Genomic DNA, 16,070 nt, shown 5'->3' on the forward strand with positions numbered 1-16,070 from the left:
CTGGGCGCATGACCGGCCGTGACCGCCTGCGCGAGCTCCTCGACGCCGTTCTCGCCGACGAGCACCGGACGCTGGAGCAGATGGCGGGCGGGGCCTACGCGTCGCCGTACCACTTCAGCCGGACGCTCTCGCGCGACGCCGGAGAGTCGCCGGTCGCGATGCGGCGGCGGGTGATGCTCGAGCGTGCCGCGTGGCGGCTGCGCGGGGGAGCGAGCGTCACGGATGTCGCGTGGGAGGCGGGGTACGAGTCGCTGGAGGGCTTCAGCCGGGCGTTCGCCCGTGCCTACGGCCATCCGCCCAGTGACGTCTCCGGTACGGCGGGCAGCACCTGGCTCCCGGCCGCCAACGGCATCCACTTCCACCCGCCCACGAGCCTGTGGGTCCACAGCACGGAGCAGACGATGAGCCCGCTGACCGACCAGCTGGTCCGGCACGACCTCGACGACACGCGGGCGCTGCTCGACGTCGCGAAGGGGCTGTCGGACGAGGAGTTCCGGCGGATCCGGCTGCCCGGTCACGAGGTGACCTCGTGGGAGGGGCCCGAGGAGTCGGTCGCCGCCGTCCTCGAGTACCACGTCGGCACCAAGGAGGTCTGGCTGGCCGCGATCGAGGGACTCGACCTGCCCGAGCGTCCGGACGGCGCCACGGCCGCCGACCTGATCGCGCGGCACGACGCGGTCGCCGCGCGGTGGCTGGCGTTCGTGCGCGAGGTCGAGGACCGCGGCGGCTGGGACGACCGCCTCGTCGACGCACTGTGCGAGCCGCCGGAGAGCTTCCAGCTCGGCAGCGTCGTCACCCACGTCCTGACCTACGCCGCCCACCGGCGGCAACTCGCCCGCCACCTGCTGCGCAGCGCAGGCGTCGACCTCGACGACGGCGACCCCATCAACTGGCTGCGCGCCGAGCGAGGAGAGGCCTGATGACCCGGACCACCTACTACACCGCGACCACGCTCGACGGCTTCCTGGCCGACCCCGACGACTCGCTCGCCTGGCTGATGCGGCAGGACCTGGACGAGCACGGCCCGCAGAACTACGCCGAGTTCATCGCCCGGATCGGCGCGCTGGTGATGGGCTCGACGACCTACGAGTGGGTGCTGGCGCATCTCGCCGAGACCGGCGAGCCGTGGTACTACCCGCAGCCGACCTGGGTGATGACCTCGCGCGAGCTGCCGGTGCTCGCGGGAGCAGACGTGCGCTTCGCGCACGGCGACGTCACCGAGGTGCACGAGCACCTGAGGGCAGCGGCCGACGGCAAGGACGTGTGGGTGGTCGGCGGCGGCGACCTCGCCGGCCAGTTCGCCGACGCCGGGCTGCTCGACGAGGTGATCGTGTCGATCGCGCCGGTCGTCCTCGGCGCCGGCCGGCCACTGCTGCCCCGGCGGATGGACCTGCGCCTGGCCGAGACCGCGCGCAACGGCGCCTTCGTGACCGCCCGCTACGAGGTCGACGGACCGCTGAAGGAGGACCGGCCTACCCTGGGCGGGTGACTGCCGACGCGTGGACCGAGATCACCGACGACGCGGCCCTGACCGCGCTCCTCGGCGAGCCGACGCTCGCCGTACGGAACAAGGAGCGGGCGGCGCTCACCGACGTCGACCGCGACTGGCTGGCCGCGTCGCCGTTCTGCGTGATGGGCACCGCCGACGCCTCCGGTCGCTGCGACGTGTCGCCGAAGGGCGACCCGGCCGGACAGCTGGTCCACGTCGTCGACGACACCACGATCGCGATCGCGGAGCGGCCCGGGAACCGGCGGGCCGACGGCTACCGCAACATCCTCGCCAACCCGTACGTCGGCCTGAACTTCCTCATCCCCGGCCGCGGCGACACGCTGCGGATCAACGGCCGCGCCCGGCTGGTGGCCGACGCGCCCTTCTTCGACGCGATGGTCGTCAAGGGCCACCGCCCGCTGCTCGCCGTCGTCGTCGAGATCGAGACGATCTTCTTCCACTGCGCGAAGGCGTTCCTGCGCTCGCAGCTGTGGCGGCCGGAAACCTGGGACCCGGAGGCCCGCGTGCCGCGCCGGGCGGTCCTCGCGCAGCGGCTGGAGCGGCCCGGCGACAGCCTCGAGCTGCTCGACGACTACTACGGCCCGCGCTACGAGCAGGGTCTCTACGTCACGCCCCCGCGCTGAGGAAGGCGACGAGCGCCGGCTCGGGGTCGGCGGTCGTGGAGATGTTGGCGGCCGTGACCACCGCGGCCAGGGCCGCCGCGGCCAGCAGGACGACGGCGACCGCGCGCCGGTCGCGGCGCCACGCGCGCACGCCGGCGACCACGGCCGCGACCGTCGCGGCGGCCGCGAGGACCACCATCGCCGCGTGGTAGATCGCGAAGTCGTGCACCAGCGCGGCGAAGGCCGTCGTACCGCGGGCGTCGGCGGTGGCGCGCAGCGCGTCTGCCGGCAGCATCGACAGCAGCGACGAGACCGGCGCGACGGCCCCCTGGAGATTGGCCAGGACGACGACCAGCGGCAGCACCGCCAGGATCCGGAGCCGCGCCCGCATCAGGACGACGACCAGCAGCGCCGCCGCGACGGCCTTCACCAGGTGGAAGGCGGTCCAGTAGTGGGCGGCGTCGGCCAGTGACCGGGTGACCGCTCCTTCGCCGATCCGCCAGTGCTCGGCGAAGGCGCCGGGCAGGGCGTCGCGCAGCCCGCCGACGCTCGCGAACGGGCCGACGAGGGCGGAGGCGAGCAGCTGCGGTGCGAGCAGCACGGCGGCGACGAGTACGGCGATCAGGACGGCGGTGCGCGGGTTCAGCGTGCGAGCGGGCATGCCTCGACGCTAGGCGGCTCGGGGCAGCGACGCGTCGTACCACGGGGGCGACTCCCGGATGCCGCGATCCGCCCGTGGTCGGACCCGTCACGTAGGGTGAAGCGGTCTTCGTTGTCACCTCAGATTGTGCTTTCCATGAGACTCGGACTCCTGACCTGCACGCTCCTGACCTCGGCGCTGGGCCTCAGCCTGCTGCCGGGGATCACCGACCCCGTCGCCACGGCGGCCCCCGCGCCACCGGCGGCAGCAGCCGCCACGGCGGCGCCCCCGACCGCGGTGCGCGCACGCGTCCGCGACACCTACCGGCCCAAGCCGGGGCTCCGGTTCAACGAGCCCTACGGCCGCAAGGGCACCAGTGCGGTCGGCATCCGCCGGCACGTGCTGCGCAGCATCGACAGCACCAACCGCGGTGACGTGATCCAGATGGCCGCGTGGAACATCCGCGGCCGCTCCTGGTCGAAGGCGCTGATCCGCGCCCACAAGCGCGGCGTCGCCGTCCAGGTGATCATGGACTACGGCAACTGGTCGCGCGAGCACCCCAACCCCGAGGCCGCGGCCGTCGCGAAGGTGCTCAAGGGGCGCGAGAACCGGCCGGTGCAGAGCTGGCTGAAGCGGTGCAAGGGATCGTGTCGCGGCGCCCGCGGCATCCCGCACTCGAAGTTCTTCCTGTTCAGCCGGGTCACCGACCGGGCCTACGTGACGATGTTCGGCTCCAACAACGCCACCGACGTGGCCGCGAAGGACCAGTGGAACGACCTCTACACCTGGGTCGGCAACAAGCGGATCTACGACACCTTCCGGGGCATCTTCAACGAGATGTCGCTCGACCGGAGCCAGGGCGGCCGGGGCTACCGGGCGGCGCGGTTCAGCGCGACCCAGGGCGTGGCGTTCTATCCCTACAAGGGGGCCGTCGCGCGCGCCGTACCCGACCCCGACCTGACCCGGCTCAACCAGATCCGCTGCACCGGCGCGACCGGCGGCGCGGGGTGGCGTGGCCGCACGAAGATCCGGATCATGCAGACCGCCGTCCACGGCGACCGCGGCAAGCGACTGGCGCGCAAGTTGGTCGGGCTCAAGCGGCAGGGCTGCGACATCCGGATCGTCTACGCGCTCATGGGCGGCGACGTCTTCAAGATCCTGAGCCGCGGCAAGGTGCAGAAGCTGCAGCTCGCCTACGACCGCGACCGCAACGGCGTCTACGACATCTACCTGCATCTGAAGTCGCTGGCCATCAGCGGCGTCTACCAGGGCCAGACCAACGCCCGGGTCGTCTACAACGGCAGCGCCAACTGGAGCGCCGTGCCGCTGGCGAGCGACGAGGTCGTCGGCGAGTTCCGCGAGCCCGGGATGACGCAGGCCTACATCAACTGGACCGACTTCCTCTACAAGAACCGCCCCAAGCGCTGGGGGCCGGTCAACCTCGCGCCGGTGAGGTCGTCGATGGTCGAGGGCCGCGCGATCCCGGTCGACCCCTACTCGTTCATGAAGGAGAACGGTCTCTGAGGGTCGGGGGCCGACCCCCTACCCTGGAGGCGTGTACCCCTTCCTCAAGGGCCATGGCACCGAGAACGACTTCGTCCTGCTGCCCGATCCCGACGGCGCCGTCCACGGCGAGCTGACCCCCGAGCGGGTCCGCGCGCTGTGCGACCGCCGTGCGGGCATCGGCGGCGACGGCGTCCTGCGCGTGATCCGTACGGCGGCCGTGGGCGCGGCCGGCCTCGGCCAGGACGCCGAGTGGTTCATGGACTACCGCAACGCCGACGGATCCGTCTCGGAGATGTGCGGCAACGGTGTCCGCGTCTTCGGGCGCCACCTCGCCGAGCAGGGCCTGGTCGACCCGATCCGGCCGGTGCCGGTCGCCACCCGCGCCGGCGTCAAGGTGCTGACCTTCGCCGGGGGCGCCGTCGACGGTGAGATCACCGTCGACATGGGCACGCCCAAGGTGCTCGAGGAGACCACCGTCGCGGTGGGGGAGCGGTCGTGGCCGGCACTCCACGTCGACATGGGCAACCCGCACGCGGTCGCCTTCGTCGACGACCTGGCCGACGCGGGGCCGCTGCTCGACGCGCCCGACCACGACCCGGCGGTCTATCCGGCGGGCGTCAACGTCGAGTTCGTCGTACGGCGGGCGGCGGGTCACGTCGCGATGCGGGTGCACGAGCGCGGCTCGGGCGAGACCCGCTCGTGCGGCACGGGCGCGTGCGCGGTGATGGTCGCGTCCGCGCTGGCCGACGGCGCGGCCCGCGACACGGCGTACCGGGTGGATCTGCCGGGTGGCACGCTCCGGATCACCTGGACCGCCGACGACCGGATCCTGATGAGCGGACCGGCCGTCGTCCTCGCCGAGGGCGTCACGGGCCTCTGAGCCCCCGGCGTCGACCCGACGCCCGACGTGACACTGACCTGACAGTGACACCGACGGTGTCACGATGCCGGGCGCGCCCTATGCTCCCGACCATGGAACTCACCGGATCCTCCGCCATCGTCACCGGCGCGGCCTCGGGCATCGGCGCCGCCGTCGCCCGCGCGCTCGCCGCGAAGGGCGCGACCGTCGTCGTCGCCGACCTCCAGGCCGACAAGGGCGAGGCCCTAGCCGCCGAGATCAACGGCGTCTTCGCCCAGGTCGACGTCACCAACACCGAGCAGATCGGCGCCGCGGTCAAGGCCGCCGCCGAGATCGCCCCGCTCCGCGCGGTCGTCAACTCGGCCGGCATCGGCTGGGCCCAGCGCACCATCGGCCGCGACGGCCAGCTCGAGTCGGCCCACTCGCTCGAGGCGTTCACCAAGGTCGTCGCGATCAACCTGATCGGCACCTTCGACATGGTCCGCCAGGCCGCCACCGTGATGAGCACCAACGAGGCCGACGAGGACGGCTGCCGTGGCGCCATCGTCAACCTGGCCAGCGTCGCCGCGTTCGACGGCCAGATCGGCCAGGCGTCGTACTCGGCCTCGAAGGGTGGCGTCGTCGGCATGACCCTGCCGGTCGCCCGCGACCTCGCGGCCTCCGGCATCCGCCTTAACACCGTCGCCCCGGGCCTGATCGACACTCCGATCTACGGCGAGGGCGAGGCTGCCGAGGCGTTCAAGGCCAAGCTCGGCGAGAGCGTGCTCTTCCCGAAGCGGCTCGGCGTGCCGGCCGAGCTGGCCAGCATGGTCGTCGAGTGCCTCACCAACTCGTACATGAACGGCGAGGTCGTCCGCGTCGACGGTGGCATCCGGATGCCCCCGAAGTGATCACTTCCTGACGTTTCCCTGCGCTTCCTGCCCGTTGCAACGGGCAGGAAGCGCAGGATTCCCCGCTGAAGCGGGGATTCCCACCGCTCAGCCCTGGCACATGGTCCGGCCGTACGGCCCGTCCGTGGACCGCCGCTCGGTGACCTTGCCGTTGACCGTGATGACGCAGGTGACCGGCGTGCCGGAAGGGCCGGCGCCGAAGAAGAGCCGCGCGTAGTCGGGGCGGCCGTAGGCGATGATCGTCTTCGACCAGCGCGTGCCGACACCGCGCGAGACGCCCGTCGGGGTGTCGGGGTTGGTCGGGACCTGCCAGCCGACGATCCCGATCGGCTGGGCCGAGAAGACCTCGAGCTTGACGTGGATCTTGGGCAGGCCGACGCTGCCGCCCTTGCCGGCCAGGCCGGGCGGCGGGGCGAGCGGCGGCAGGGTGAGGCCCTCGCCCGGGAACCCGGGCGGAAGATCCGTCGACGTGTCGCCCGGCGTGGTCGCGCCCGAGCGGGGCGCGCGCGGGAGCGCGGCCGGCTGGGCGGTCGGGGTGGTCGTCGTCCCGGTCGGCACGTCGACCGCGTGGTCGGTCGATCCGTCGCCGTCCGACCCTCCGGAACGGAGCAGGAAGGAAGCGACGATGACGATGACGGAGACGACGGCGATCACGATGAACACCCTGCTCTCGCCCCCCGGCCGTAGAGCACGCATGCCCTTCCAACGACGCTGCCGCCGCGCCGCTATGCCCCGAGTCCCGACGTGGCGCAGGCCACCCGCGCGCTCGCGCCGGCGCGGGTGAATTTCAGGCGCAGTCCCACCAAAAGCGAGACAGGTCCGGACAGGCTCCTTTACTGTGCGCGCGACGGGTGGCGTGCGTCGCGTCATGAGGGCCCCGTCGAGCGAAAGACGGTGTCGGCTCATGGCTGATGTCAGGTTCAAGCGCGCGGTCCTGGCCGCGTCGTCCGCGCTCGTCGCCGCATCGCTGCAGCTGCCGGCCGGCGCGCACGCCGCGGCCGCGGCGGCTGCTGAGCCGCCGGCTCCCAACCCGGACGGCACCACGACCGTCGTGCTCACCGCCACCGGCGACACCTACGTGCAGAGCGGACTGAGCCAGCCCAACCGGTCCGCCGCCACCGAGCTGGTCGTCGGGTCGTCCAACAACGGCCTCACCAAGACCCGCTCGCTGTTGAGCTTCGACCTCGGCTCGATCGACCTGACCTCGTCGACCGTGGTCAGCGCCGAGCTCCAGCTGAGCAACTTCGTCACCGGCTCCTGCGCCGGCAGCGCGATCCGCCTCTCGCGGGTCACCGCCGCGTGGAAGCCCGCGACCGTCAAGTGGTCGACCCAGCCGGCGACCGTCGCGACGGGCTCCACGACCAACACCACCGCCAACGGCGCGAAGGCCTGTGCGGCCGAGGGCCCGGCGAAGTGGGACGCGACCGCCATCGTCCAGGCGTGGGCCGCCGGTGCCGCCAACAACGGCGTCCAGATCCGACCCGATGCCGAGTCGAAGGCGACCGGCTACCGCAAGTACCGCTCGCTGGAGAACGGCGACCCCGCCAAGGCCGCGACCCTCACCGTCACGATCAACCAGCCGCCGAGCACGCCGACGAAGCTGACCGCCTCGCCCGGTGCCAACGGCTACGCCCGCACCACCACGCCGACCCTGTCGGCCGTCGTGAGCGACCCGGGCGGCGGCCAGGTGGCCGGCTTCTTCCAGATCAGCCACGGCAACGACATCGTCTGGTCCGGCACCAGCGCCCTCGTCGCGTCGGGGGAGACCGCCTCGATCGACGTCCCGGCCGGCAAGCTGACCGAGGGGACGCCGTACATCCTCAGCGCCTGGTCGCAGGACAGCCAGGGCGCCCGCAGCACGTCGCCCACGGCGAACTGGCTCGTCGTCGACGCCACCGCGCCCACCGTGGCGGTCACCTCGGCGAAGTTCACCAACAACGTGTGGACCAAGACCGTGCCCGCCTCGGACACCCTGACGCTGACCGGTACGCCGGACACGAAGTGGTTCGCGGTCTCCGCCGACGGCAAGGCCTTCCTGGTCAACGCCGACGCCTCGGGCAACGGGACGCTGGCCTACGCCCCGGTCGCCGGCTGGCACGACATCGTCGTCATCGCCGGTGACGTCGCGGGCAACATGAGCGAGCCGGCCACGATCTCGTACGGCGTCGGCGACCGCCCGGTGTTCTCCCTGCCGGCCGCCAACTCCTACGGCCGCACCTCCTTCGCCGTGAACGTGTCGGGTCCGCCGACCGCCAGCACCGGCGTCCTCTACTGGCGGGTCGCCGGCGAGACCCAGTGGCGGGTGGCCACCCAGCTCGTCACCGCCGACGGCAAGCCGTGGACCGGCGCGCTGACCTCGACCAGCGGCCGGACGACGACCGGTGCGCTGACCTGGAACGCGACCCAGGAGAACTACAACGGCGGCAAGCTCGCCGAGCCGGCCGTGCTCCAGATCCGGACCTGCTTCGACTACGCCGACCCGAAGGTCGCCTGCACCGACCTGCGCAACCTCGGCCTGGGGGAGAAGCAGCAGCCGTAATCGGGAAGCCATCGGCGTGGTTCGTCGTTACCCTTGATGACGCTTATGACGAACCACGCTGAAGACTTCTCCCTCGCCGCCGCTCTCCGTGCCACCGAGGGCTGGGACGACCCCGACGACCCCGACAACCCCGACAACCGGGCCGCCGACACCGTCGACGACTGGGAGTCCGGCTATGCCGACGCCGATCCCGACGACGACCTGACCACCGGCGAGCTCGACCTGGTCGAGCGCCACGAGCTGCGCCGGGTCGCCGGCCTGCGCACCGAGCTCGAGGACATCACCGAGGTCGAGTATCGCCAGCTCCGCCTCGAGCGGGTGGTGCTCGTCGGGGTCTGGACCGGCGGCGCGATCTCCGAGATCGAGAACGCGATGGCCGAGCTGGCCCTGCTCGCCGAGACGGCGGGCTCGGAGGTGCTCGACGCGATCTACCAGCGCCGGCAGTCGCCCGACCCGGCGACGTACATCGGCCGCGGCAAGGTCGACGCCCTGCGCGAGATCGTGCAGGCGACCGGCGCCGACACCGTGATCTGCGACGGTGAGCTGGCCCCCTCCCAGCTGCGCAACCTGGAGGACAAGGTCAAGGTCAAGGTCGTCGACCGGACCGCCCTGATCCTCGACATCTTCGCCCAGCACGCGAAGTCCAAGGAGGGCCAGGCACAGGTCGAGCTGGCCCAACTCAACTACATGAAGCAGCGCCTTCGTGGTTGGGGTGGCAATCTCTCGCGCCAGGCCGGTGGCCGTGCCGCCGGCGGTGAGGGCATCGGTGGCCGTGGTCCCGGTGAGACCAAGATCGAGACCGACCGGCGCCGCATCAACGACAAGATCGCCAAGCTCCGCCGCGAGCTCAAGGTGATGAAGGGCACCCGCGACACCAAGCGCCAGGAGCGTCGTCGCAACGAGGTGCCGTCCGTGGCCATCGCCGGCTACACCAACGCCGGCAAGTCCTCGCTGCTCAACCGGCTCACCGGAGCCGGGGTGCTCGTCGAGGACGCCCTGTTCGCGACGCTCGACCCGACCACCCGCCGTACGGCGACCGCCGACGGCCGCGTCTACACGATGAGCGACACGGTCGGCTTCGTACGGCACCTGCCGCACCAGCTGGTCGAGGCCTTCCGCTCGACGCTCGAGGAGGTCGCCGACGCCGACCTCATCGTCCACGTCGTCGACGGCTCGCACCCCGACCCCGAGGGCCAGCTCAACGCGGTCCGCGAGGTGCTCGCCGAGATCGAGGCGGGCGGCATCCCCGAGCTCGTCGTCATCAACAAGGTCGACGCGGCCGACCCGCTCGTCGTCGACCGGGTGCTGCGCCGCGAGCCGCACGCCGTCGCCGTCTCCGCCCGCACGGGCGACGGCATCGCCGACGCGCTGGCCGCCATCGAGGCCGACCTCCCGCGCCCGCGGGTGGAGTTCACCGCGCTCGTGCCCTACGCGCGCGGCGACCTGATCGACCGGATCCACAAGGACGGCGAGATCGGCACCCTCGAGCACACCGCCGACGGCACCCGCATCACCGGGCGTGCCACCGAGGCGCTCGCCGGCGAGCTCGCCGCCTACGCCGTCTGACCCTCATGGGTGCCGGCTCCGCGTCGTACCGGACGAATTTGTCGAAATTCGGGCCATTCGGCGACCAAATCGTCCGGTACGACGGATGATCCCGTGGTGACTCGGCGACGGTTCGTGCTCTGCTGCGCCCTGGTGCTCATCGTGACCGGCGTGGTCGGCACGACGCTCTGGGCGAGGGCCGGCGCGCGCCCCGACGGCTGCGCCTTCGTCGAGTCCCGCGCCGACGCCCGCGCCGCGGTCGTCACCGGCAGCGGCCCTGACGTGCTCGTCGTCGGCGACTCCTACTCCGTCGGTGCCGGGCTGCGCCCCGACCAGTCCTGGCCCGTCCGGTTGTCCGGGCGAGTCCGGGTCGACGGCTTCTCGGGCAGCGGGTTCAGCCGCCACGCCAGCGCCTGCGGCGACCAGTCCTATGCGACCCGGATCCGCGGCTCCCTGCGCCCCGGCACCCGGCTCGTCGTCGTCGAGGGCGGGCTCAACGACTACGACCAGCCGGTCGCCGAGCTCCGGTCCGGCTTCGACCGGCTGGTGCGCGAGCTGCACGGACGCCGGCTGCTCGTCGTCGGGCCGCCGCCCGCCCCCGCGCGGCCCGCCGGCACGGTCGCCGCGGTCGACGCGACGCTGGCCCGGCTCGCGGTGGCCACCGGGACGCCGTACCTGTCGATGGTGGAGGTCCGGCTCACCTACCAGGCCGACCGGCTGCACCCCGACGCCGCCGGACAGCGGGTGTTCGGCGACGCCGTCGCGGCCCACATCCGGACCCTGCTGGCGGCGGGCTGACCCCGACCTGTGGAGGGGCGCGCAGCGCGCGGGCGAGGACCATCTAGGGTTCTCCGGTGACCTCCCGCTCGACCGTGCAGTCCCCGCCCGTCCGCGAGCTGCTCGCGAGCGCGGTCGAGGCGCTCGGCGGCCAGCAGCGCGACGGCCAGGTCGCGATGGCCGAGGCCGTCGCCGAGGCGTTCGCCGACAAGGAGCACCTGCTCGTCCAGGCCGGCACCGGCACCGGAAAGTCACTCGGCTACCTGGTCCCGGCCCTGCTTCACGACCAGCGGGTCGTGATCGCGACCGCCACCCTCGCCCTGCAGCACCAGCTGGTCGAGCGCGACCTGCCCCGGCTGGTCAAGGCCGTGGGGACGACGCCGGGCGTCGACGCGTCGTACGCGGTGCTCAAGGGGCGGTCCAACTACGCCTGCCTGCACCGCATCCGCGAGGGCGCGCCCGACGACCAGGGCGAGCTGATCCAGGCCGAGGAGGCGCTCGGCGCGCTCGGCCGCAAGGTCCTCGAGCTGCGCGACTGGGCCGAGCAGGCCGCCGAGAAGGGCCGTACCGGCGAGCGTGACGACGCCCCCCGGCACACCGACAAGGAGTGGCGGCAGGTCAGCGTGACCGCGCGCGAGTGCCTCGGCGCGACCAAGTGCGGCTTCGGCCAGGAGTGCTTCGCCGAGCGCGCCAAGGAGAAGGCGCAGAAGTCGCACCTCATCGTCACCAACCACTCGCTGCTCGCGATCGACGCGATCGAGGGCATCCCGATGATCCCCGAGTACGACGCCGTGGTCATCGACGAGGCGCACGAGCTCGCCGCCCGGGTCACCCAGGCCGCCACCGACGAGCTGTGGGCGGCCGAGGTCGAGCGGGCCGCGCGGCGCAGCGTGCGGCACGTGGAGGGCAACGAGGGCGACGACCTGGCCGACGCCGCCGACGCGCTGCGGGCCGCGATCACCGACGCCCCGGCAGGCAGGTTCGAGCGGGTCCCCGACGACCTCGCCGACGCCCTCGCGCTGGTCCGCGACGCGGCGCGCGCCTGCCTGTCGGCGTACCCGAAGGCGGAGGCGGGCAGCGATCCCGACGCCGCGCTGACCCAGGCCAAGGGCATGGTCCAGGAGGTGTTCACCACCGCGGAGCGGATGGCGGCGCACTCCGAGTCCGACGTCCTCTGGCGCACCGAGGGCACCGACCGGATCCCGCCGATGCTCTGCGTCGCGCCGCTCCAGGTCTGGGGCCAGATGCGCGACAAGCTGCTCGCCGACAACACCGTCGTCCTCACCTCGGCGACGCTGATGCTCGGCGGCGACTTCTCATCGGTCGCCGGATCCGTCGGCCTCAAGCCGTCCGAACGCGTCGACCTCGCCGCACCCCGGACGGACTGGCCCGACGATGCCCAGCCGTGGCGGGGCATCGACGTCGGCAGCCCGTTCGACTATCCGCGCCAGGGCATCCTGTACGTCGCCCGGCACCTCCCGCCGCCCGGCCGCGACGGCCTCGGCCCGGCCCAGCTCGACGAGATCACCCAGCTCGTCGACGCCGCCGACGGCCGCACCCTCGGACTGTTCTCCAGCCGGCGCGCCGCCGAGGCCGCGGCCGAGCACGTGCGCAAGGCGCTCCCGCACCTGACCACGCTCGCGCAGGGGGAAGCCCAGCTGCCCGAGCTGGCCCGGCAGTTCGTGGAGGACGCGCACACCTGCCTGTTCGGCACGCTCGGCCTCTGGCAGGGCCTCGACGTCCCCGGTGACACCTGCCAGCTGGTGATCATCGACCGGATCCCGTTCCCGCGCCCCGACGACCCGCTGATGAGCGCGCGGCAGAAGGCGGCCGACCGGGCGGGCGCCAACGGCTTCATGCAGGTCGCGGCCACCCACGCGGCGCTCCTGCTCGCGCAGGGCGCCGGCCGGCTGATCCGGACGACGAACGACCGCGGCGTGGTCGCCGTCCTCGATCCGAGGCTGGTGACCGCGCGCTACGGCTCGTTCCTCAAGGCGAGCCTGCCGCCGATGTGGACGACGACCGACCCGACCGTGGTGCGCAACGCCCTCGGCAGGCTCAGCGCACCACCTGAGCGCTGATCTTCGCCGCGCGCTTGCGGGTGCCGGAGTTGGCGAGCGTGATCTCGATCCACGCCACCTTGCGGCCGAAGGCGAAGGTCGGCCGCTTGTCGCCGGCCGCGTTGAGCGCGATCGCCCGGGCGACGGGCAACTTGCCCTTCTCCTTGATGGTCACGGTGGCGAAGCCGCCGCTGGCGCGACTGTAGAGGTCGATGCTCACCCGCAGCCGACCGCGCGTGGCGCCGCTGGTGAAGCGGACCGTGCGCGAGGCGAGGCTGTTGATGTCGGTGCGCGCGGAGGCGCTGCGACGGGTGTTGGTGAGCCGGAACTTCCGCCACAGCGGAGCGGCGCGGTAGGCGCTGCCCTCGGAGTAGTAGGCGGCCGGACGACGGTCCCACGTCGAGAACCAGCCGAACTGCTTGCGCAGCTCCGTGCCGCGCACGGCGAGCAGGCGGTTGAGCGCGGTGCGGGCGCCGGGGTTGCCGGCCGCGCGGTCCCACAGCTCCTTGATGATGACCGGCATGCCGCCGTACTGGGTGGGGAAGCGCTCGCTGAGGTAGCGGAAGAAGATCCACGAGCCGTAGACGCCGGCCGGAGCGGTCAGCGACTGCGCCGGGCGCCCCAGCGGACCGGAGCTGAGGAACTGCCGGTTGTCGTTGATGTTGGTGTAGAGCTCGTCCTCGGCCCAGGTGGCCGTGCCCTCCATGAGCCACGCCTCCTCGCCGACGTCGTAGGCGAACTGGACGGCGTGGAAGAACTCGTGGGCCGCGGTCACCTCGAGGTTCTCGACCGGCGTGTGCGCGTTGAAGACCTGCTCGGTGTAGTTGTTGTCGAGCACGCAGTAGGCGGGGGCCGTGCCGTGGCCTGCCACCGGCGTGTCGGTCGTGCAGTAGCCGTAGAGGCCGCGCTTGCCGAGGTCGGCGAGGTAGACGTCGAAGACGTTGTCGCCGTTGCCCACGCCGCCGCTGGACTTACCGACGGTGCGGTCGGGCAGCGGCTTGCGGTAGCCGGCGGCAACGTAGCGGGAGGCGACGCTCTTCATCACGTCGAGGACCGTGGCGGCGTAGCTGCCGCCGGCGGCGTTGGGGCCGGAGGCGACGTAGTGGACGCAGATGCCGCTGTCGCAGACCGACGGCGCTTCGGTAGCGGCGCCGTAGCAGGGCAGACCGTTCTTGTCGTTGCCGGCTGCATCGCACTCGATGCCACCTGGCGGGTCGTTCTTGTTGGGTCGGGCGAGCAGCCGGGCCGCGTCGTCCTGCAGGTTCTTGGGGAGGTCGTCCTGCTTGGTGGCCAGGTTGGCCAGCGCGACCGAGAGGTCGGCGCTGGTGCCGTCGGCGGTGACCGTCTGCACGGTCGGGTCGATGATCTGCTGGACCGTCGCGAGTGCCTGCTTGGCCTGCTCGGTCGGGTCGCCGGTCGGGTCGCCGGTCGGGTCGCCGGCGGTGACGCCGAGTGCCGGGTCGATCAGGTCGGGGGCGATCAGCGACGGGTCGCTGTACGCCGAGCCGGCCGGGCGGGCCGGTGCGTTGTCGTCGGCCTGGGCCGCGGCGCCGAGGAAGGGCACCGTCAGCAGACCGGCGAGCAGGGACGCGGACAGCAGCGCGGCGCGGGGGAAGCGGCTGCGAGGAGTCATGGGGTTCGGCCTTCGCCTGGACGACAGGACCCCCTGACCCTACGCGATCGTCAGGCTCAGACCCGACGCAGCACGGCAGTCACCTTGCCGAGGATCGTGGCGTTGGTGCCGTCGATCGGCTCGAACGCCGGGTTGTGGGGGAGCAGCCAGACCTTGCCGTCCTTGCGCTGGAAGGTCTTGACGGTGGCCTCGCCGTCGATCATCGCGGCCACGATCTCGCCGTTCTCGGCCGTCGGCTGCTGCCGGATGACGACATAGTCGCCGTGGCAGATGGCGGCCTCGATCATCGACTCGCCACTGACCTCGAGCAGGAACAGCTGGCCGTCGCCGACGAGCTGGCGGGGGAGCGGGAAGACGTCCTCGACGCGCTCCTCGGCGAGGATCGGGCCGCCGGCCGCGATCCGGCCGACGACCGGGACGTTGGCCGGGACCGGAGCGGCGTCGCCGATGCCGGTCTCGTCGTAGCCCTGGCGGTCGGGCTCCTCGACGTTGCCGATGGCGCGCCGAGCCGCCATCACCTCGGGCAGGAAGACCTCGAGCGCGCGCGGGCGGTTGGGGTCGCGCTTGAGGTAGCCCTTCTCCTCCAGGGTGCGCAGCTGGTGGGCCACGCTGGAGGTGCTGGTCAGGCCCACCGCCTGGCCGATCTCGCGCATGCTCGGCGGGTAGCCGCGCTTCTCGATGCTGTCCTTGATGTGGGCCAGCACGCGCTGTTGACGCGGGGTCAGCCCGGTCGCGTCGGGCGGTCCGTCGGGCAGCTCCGACACCCTGCTCGCCTGCTTGTCGGCCTGCTTGTCGGCCTTGCGGTCAGCCATGGGTGGTGCCCTCCAGATCGGCGTCGGTGGGGTCCGGCCGCGACGGCGGACCGGTGTGACGACGCTAACCGAAGTCGGGGGCGAAGTTCAAACACGTGTTCGAACGGCGTGTTGCTCGTGCGGCGACCAAGGTGTTCGAACGAAGTTTCGAACAAATGCTGGACTTTGTTCGAACCGGTGTTCTAATCTCGTGCACATGTTCGATCGAACGTCTGATCGAACCACTTCCGTCGGACCCCCTGAGTACAACAGGGTCCGTCCACTTCCCCCGGAGGTCCAGAGGTCATCATGAGCACCGTCACCATCGTCCCGAGCATCACCACCGCCCGCCGCACCGCCGTTCGTCGGCCCGCCCGCGTCGCCGCCCCGCGCGTCGCGCCGGTGTCGCACGGCGGCGAGGGGCAGATCCGGCTCACCCGCCGGGGCCGGCTCGTGGTGTTCGCCCTCGCCTTCCTGATCGTGGCCGCGGCGGCCGTCTGGCTCGCCGCCGGCTCCGCCGCGTCCCGTGACGCGGGCGGCCCGGCGCAGGTCGACGTGGTCACCGTGGCGCCCGGCGACACCCTGTGGGACATCGCCAGCGACGCCTCCGCGGCCACCGGCGGCGGCGACGTCCGCGACATGATGCGCACCATCGAAGACCTCAATGCCATCGATGGCGGCTCGGTCTTCGTCGGCCAGCAGCTGCGCGTCCCGAGCG

Annotated in this window: 15 protein-coding genes; 11 read left to right on the forward strand and 4 right to left on the reverse strand. The window is 72.3% G+C overall.

Annotated elements, in window-relative coordinates; all coding sequences use genetic code 11:
• Window positions 1-8: 8 nt before the first annotated feature.
• The 3 genes from AB4880_RS10660 to AB4880_RS10670 are packed head-to-tail and all read left to right on the forward strand — an operon-like array spanning window position 9 to window position 2,133.
• On the forward strand, window positions 9-920 hold the full coding sequence (locus tag AB4880_RS10660; protein ID WP_367919207.1) for a helix-turn-helix domain-containing protein: 912 nt from the start codon (window positions 9-11) through the stop codon (window positions 918-920).
• A complete protein-coding gene (locus tag AB4880_RS10665) occupies window positions 920-1,489 on the forward strand; it encodes a dihydrofolate reductase family protein (protein WP_367919208.1) in 570 nt (189 codons plus the stop codon). Before AB4880_RS10660 ends, AB4880_RS10665 begins: the two co-directional genes overlap by 1 nt.
• Complete coding sequence (locus AB4880_RS10670; protein ID WP_367919209.1) at window positions 1,486-2,133, forward strand: MSMEG_1061 family FMN-dependent PPOX-type flavoprotein; 648 nt, start codon at window positions 1,486-1,488, stop codon at window positions 2,131-2,133. The genes AB4880_RS10665 and AB4880_RS10670 overlap by 4 nt, the downstream gene beginning before the upstream one ends.
• Here the strand turns inward: AB4880_RS10670 and AB4880_RS10675 are convergent.
• Entirely contained in the window at window positions 2,117-2,773 is a 657-nt protein-coding gene (locus AB4880_RS10675; RefSeq protein WP_367919210.1) for a hypothetical protein, read from the reverse strand. The two genes, AB4880_RS10670 and AB4880_RS10675, sit on opposite strands and share 17 nt — an antisense overlap.
• A 135-nt stretch (window positions 2,774-2,908) precedes the next feature.
• Here AB4880_RS10675 and AB4880_RS10680 point away from each other — a divergent pair, with 135 nt between their 5' ends.
• The 3 genes from AB4880_RS10680 (at window position 2,909) to AB4880_RS10690 (ending at window position 6,007) form a co-directional block, all read left to right on the forward strand.
• Entirely contained in the window at window positions 2,909-4,276 is a 1,368-nt protein-coding gene (locus AB4880_RS10680) for a phospholipase D-like domain-containing protein (RefSeq protein ID WP_367919211.1), read from the forward strand.
• A 31-nt stretch (window positions 4,277-4,307) separates the two neighbouring features.
• On the forward strand, window positions 4,308-5,138 hold the full coding sequence (dapF, locus tag AB4880_RS10685) for a diaminopimelate epimerase (protein ID WP_367919212.1): 831 nt from the start codon (window positions 4,308-4,310) through the stop codon (window positions 5,136-5,138).
• A 92-nt stretch (window positions 5,139-5,230) separates the two neighbouring features.
• Window positions 5,231-6,007: an SDR family NAD(P)-dependent oxidoreductase gene (locus tag AB4880_RS10690; protein ID WP_367919213.1), complete on the forward strand. Its 777-nt coding sequence runs from the start codon at window positions 5,231-5,233 to the stop codon at window positions 6,005-6,007.
• Window positions 6,008-6,094: 87 nt separating this feature from the next.
• On the opposite strand, the gene AB4880_RS10695 is transcribed toward AB4880_RS10690, so the two are convergent.
• Window positions 6,095-6,661, reverse strand: coding sequence for a hypothetical protein (locus tag AB4880_RS10695; protein WP_367919214.1), 567 nt, complete (start codon window positions 6,659-6,661; stop codon window positions 6,095-6,097).
• A 250-nt stretch (window positions 6,662-6,911) separates the two neighbouring features.
• Here AB4880_RS10695 and AB4880_RS10700 point away from each other — a divergent pair, with 250 nt between their 5' ends.
• The 4 genes from AB4880_RS10700 (at window position 6,912) to AB4880_RS10715 (ending at window position 12,949) form a co-directional block, all read left to right on the forward strand.
• A complete protein-coding gene (locus AB4880_RS10700; RefSeq protein ID WP_367919215.1) occupies window positions 6,912-8,546 on the forward strand; it encodes a DNRLRE domain-containing protein in 1,635 nt (544 codons plus the stop codon).
• Between the two features lie 45 nt (window positions 8,547-8,591).
• Entirely contained in the window at window positions 8,592-10,112 is a 1,521-nt protein-coding gene (hflX, locus tag AB4880_RS10705; RefSeq protein ID WP_367919216.1) for a GTPase HflX, read from the forward strand.
• Between the two features lie 93 nt (window positions 10,113-10,205).
• Entirely contained in the window at window positions 10,206-10,889 is a 684-nt protein-coding gene (locus tag AB4880_RS10710; protein ID WP_367919217.1) for an SGNH/GDSL hydrolase family protein, read from the forward strand.
• 56 nt (window positions 10,890-10,945) lie between these two features.
• Entirely contained in the window at window positions 10,946-12,949 is a 2,004-nt protein-coding gene (locus AB4880_RS10715; RefSeq protein WP_379228717.1) for an ATP-dependent DNA helicase, read from the forward strand.
• Here AB4880_RS10715 and AB4880_RS10720 read toward each other — a convergent pair.
• Together AB4880_RS10720 and lexA are read right to left on the reverse strand one after the other, a co-directional pair.
• Entirely contained in the window at window positions 12,927-14,561 is a 1,635-nt protein-coding gene (locus tag AB4880_RS10720) for an MXAN_6640 family putative metalloprotease (RefSeq protein WP_367919218.1), read from the reverse strand. The genes AB4880_RS10715 and AB4880_RS10720 overlap by 23 nt on opposite strands.
• A gap of 56 nt (window positions 14,562-14,617) precedes the next feature.
• The gene (gene lexA, locus AB4880_RS10725; RefSeq protein WP_367919219.1) at window positions 14,618-15,373 is read right to left on the reverse strand and encodes a transcriptional repressor LexA; all 756 of its coding nucleotides are present in this window, start codon (window positions 15,371-15,373) and stop codon (window positions 14,618-14,620) included.
• A 288-nt stretch (window positions 15,374-15,661) separates the two neighbouring features.
• Here lexA and AB4880_RS10730 point away from each other — a divergent pair.
• Window positions 15,662-16,070 (forward strand): LysM peptidoglycan-binding domain-containing protein (locus AB4880_RS10730; protein WP_367919220.1); only part of this gene is annotated, 409 nt, incomplete at its 3' end.

Source organism: Nocardioides ginsengisoli, assembly GCF_039537225.1.
GTDB classification, from domain to species: Bacteria; Actinomycetota; Actinomycetes; order Propionibacteriales; family Nocardioidaceae; genus Nocardioides; species Nocardioides ginsengisoli.

Excerpts from the sequence above, each read along its gene's own strand:
- AB4880_RS10690 (WP_367919213.1), top strand. The coding sequence starts at position 5,231 with ATGGAACTCACCGGATCCTCCGCCATCGTCACCGGCGCGGCCTCGGGC.
- AB4880_RS10665 (WP_367919208.1), top strand. The coding sequence starts at position 920 with ATGACCCGGACCACCTACTACACCGCGACCACGCTCGACGGCTTCCTG.
- lexA (WP_367919219.1), bottom strand. The coding sequence starts at position 15,373 with ATGGCTGACCGCAAGGCCGACAAGCAGGCCGACAAGCAGGCGAGCAGG.
- AB4880_RS10675 (WP_367919210.1), bottom strand. The coding sequence starts at position 2,773 with ATGCCCGCTCGCACGCTGAACCCGCGCACCGCCGTCCTGATCGCCGTA.
- AB4880_RS10720 (WP_367919218.1), bottom strand. The coding sequence starts at position 14,561 with ATGACTCCTCGCAGCCGCTTCCCCCGCGCCGCGCTGCTGTCCGCGTCC.
- hflX (WP_367919216.1), top strand. The coding sequence starts at position 8,592 with ATGACGAACCACGCTGAAGACTTCTCCCTCGCCGCCGCTCTCCGTGCC.
- AB4880_RS10680 (WP_367919211.1), top strand. The coding sequence starts at position 2,909 with ATGAGACTCGGACTCCTGACCTGCACGCTCCTGACCTCGGCGCTGGGC.
- AB4880_RS10660 (WP_367919207.1), top strand. The coding sequence starts at position 9 with ATGACCGGCCGTGACCGCCTGCGCGAGCTCCTCGACGCCGTTCTCGCC.
- AB4880_RS10700 (WP_367919215.1), top strand. The coding sequence starts at position 6,912 with ATGGCTGATGTCAGGTTCAAGCGCGCGGTCCTGGCCGCGTCGTCCGCG.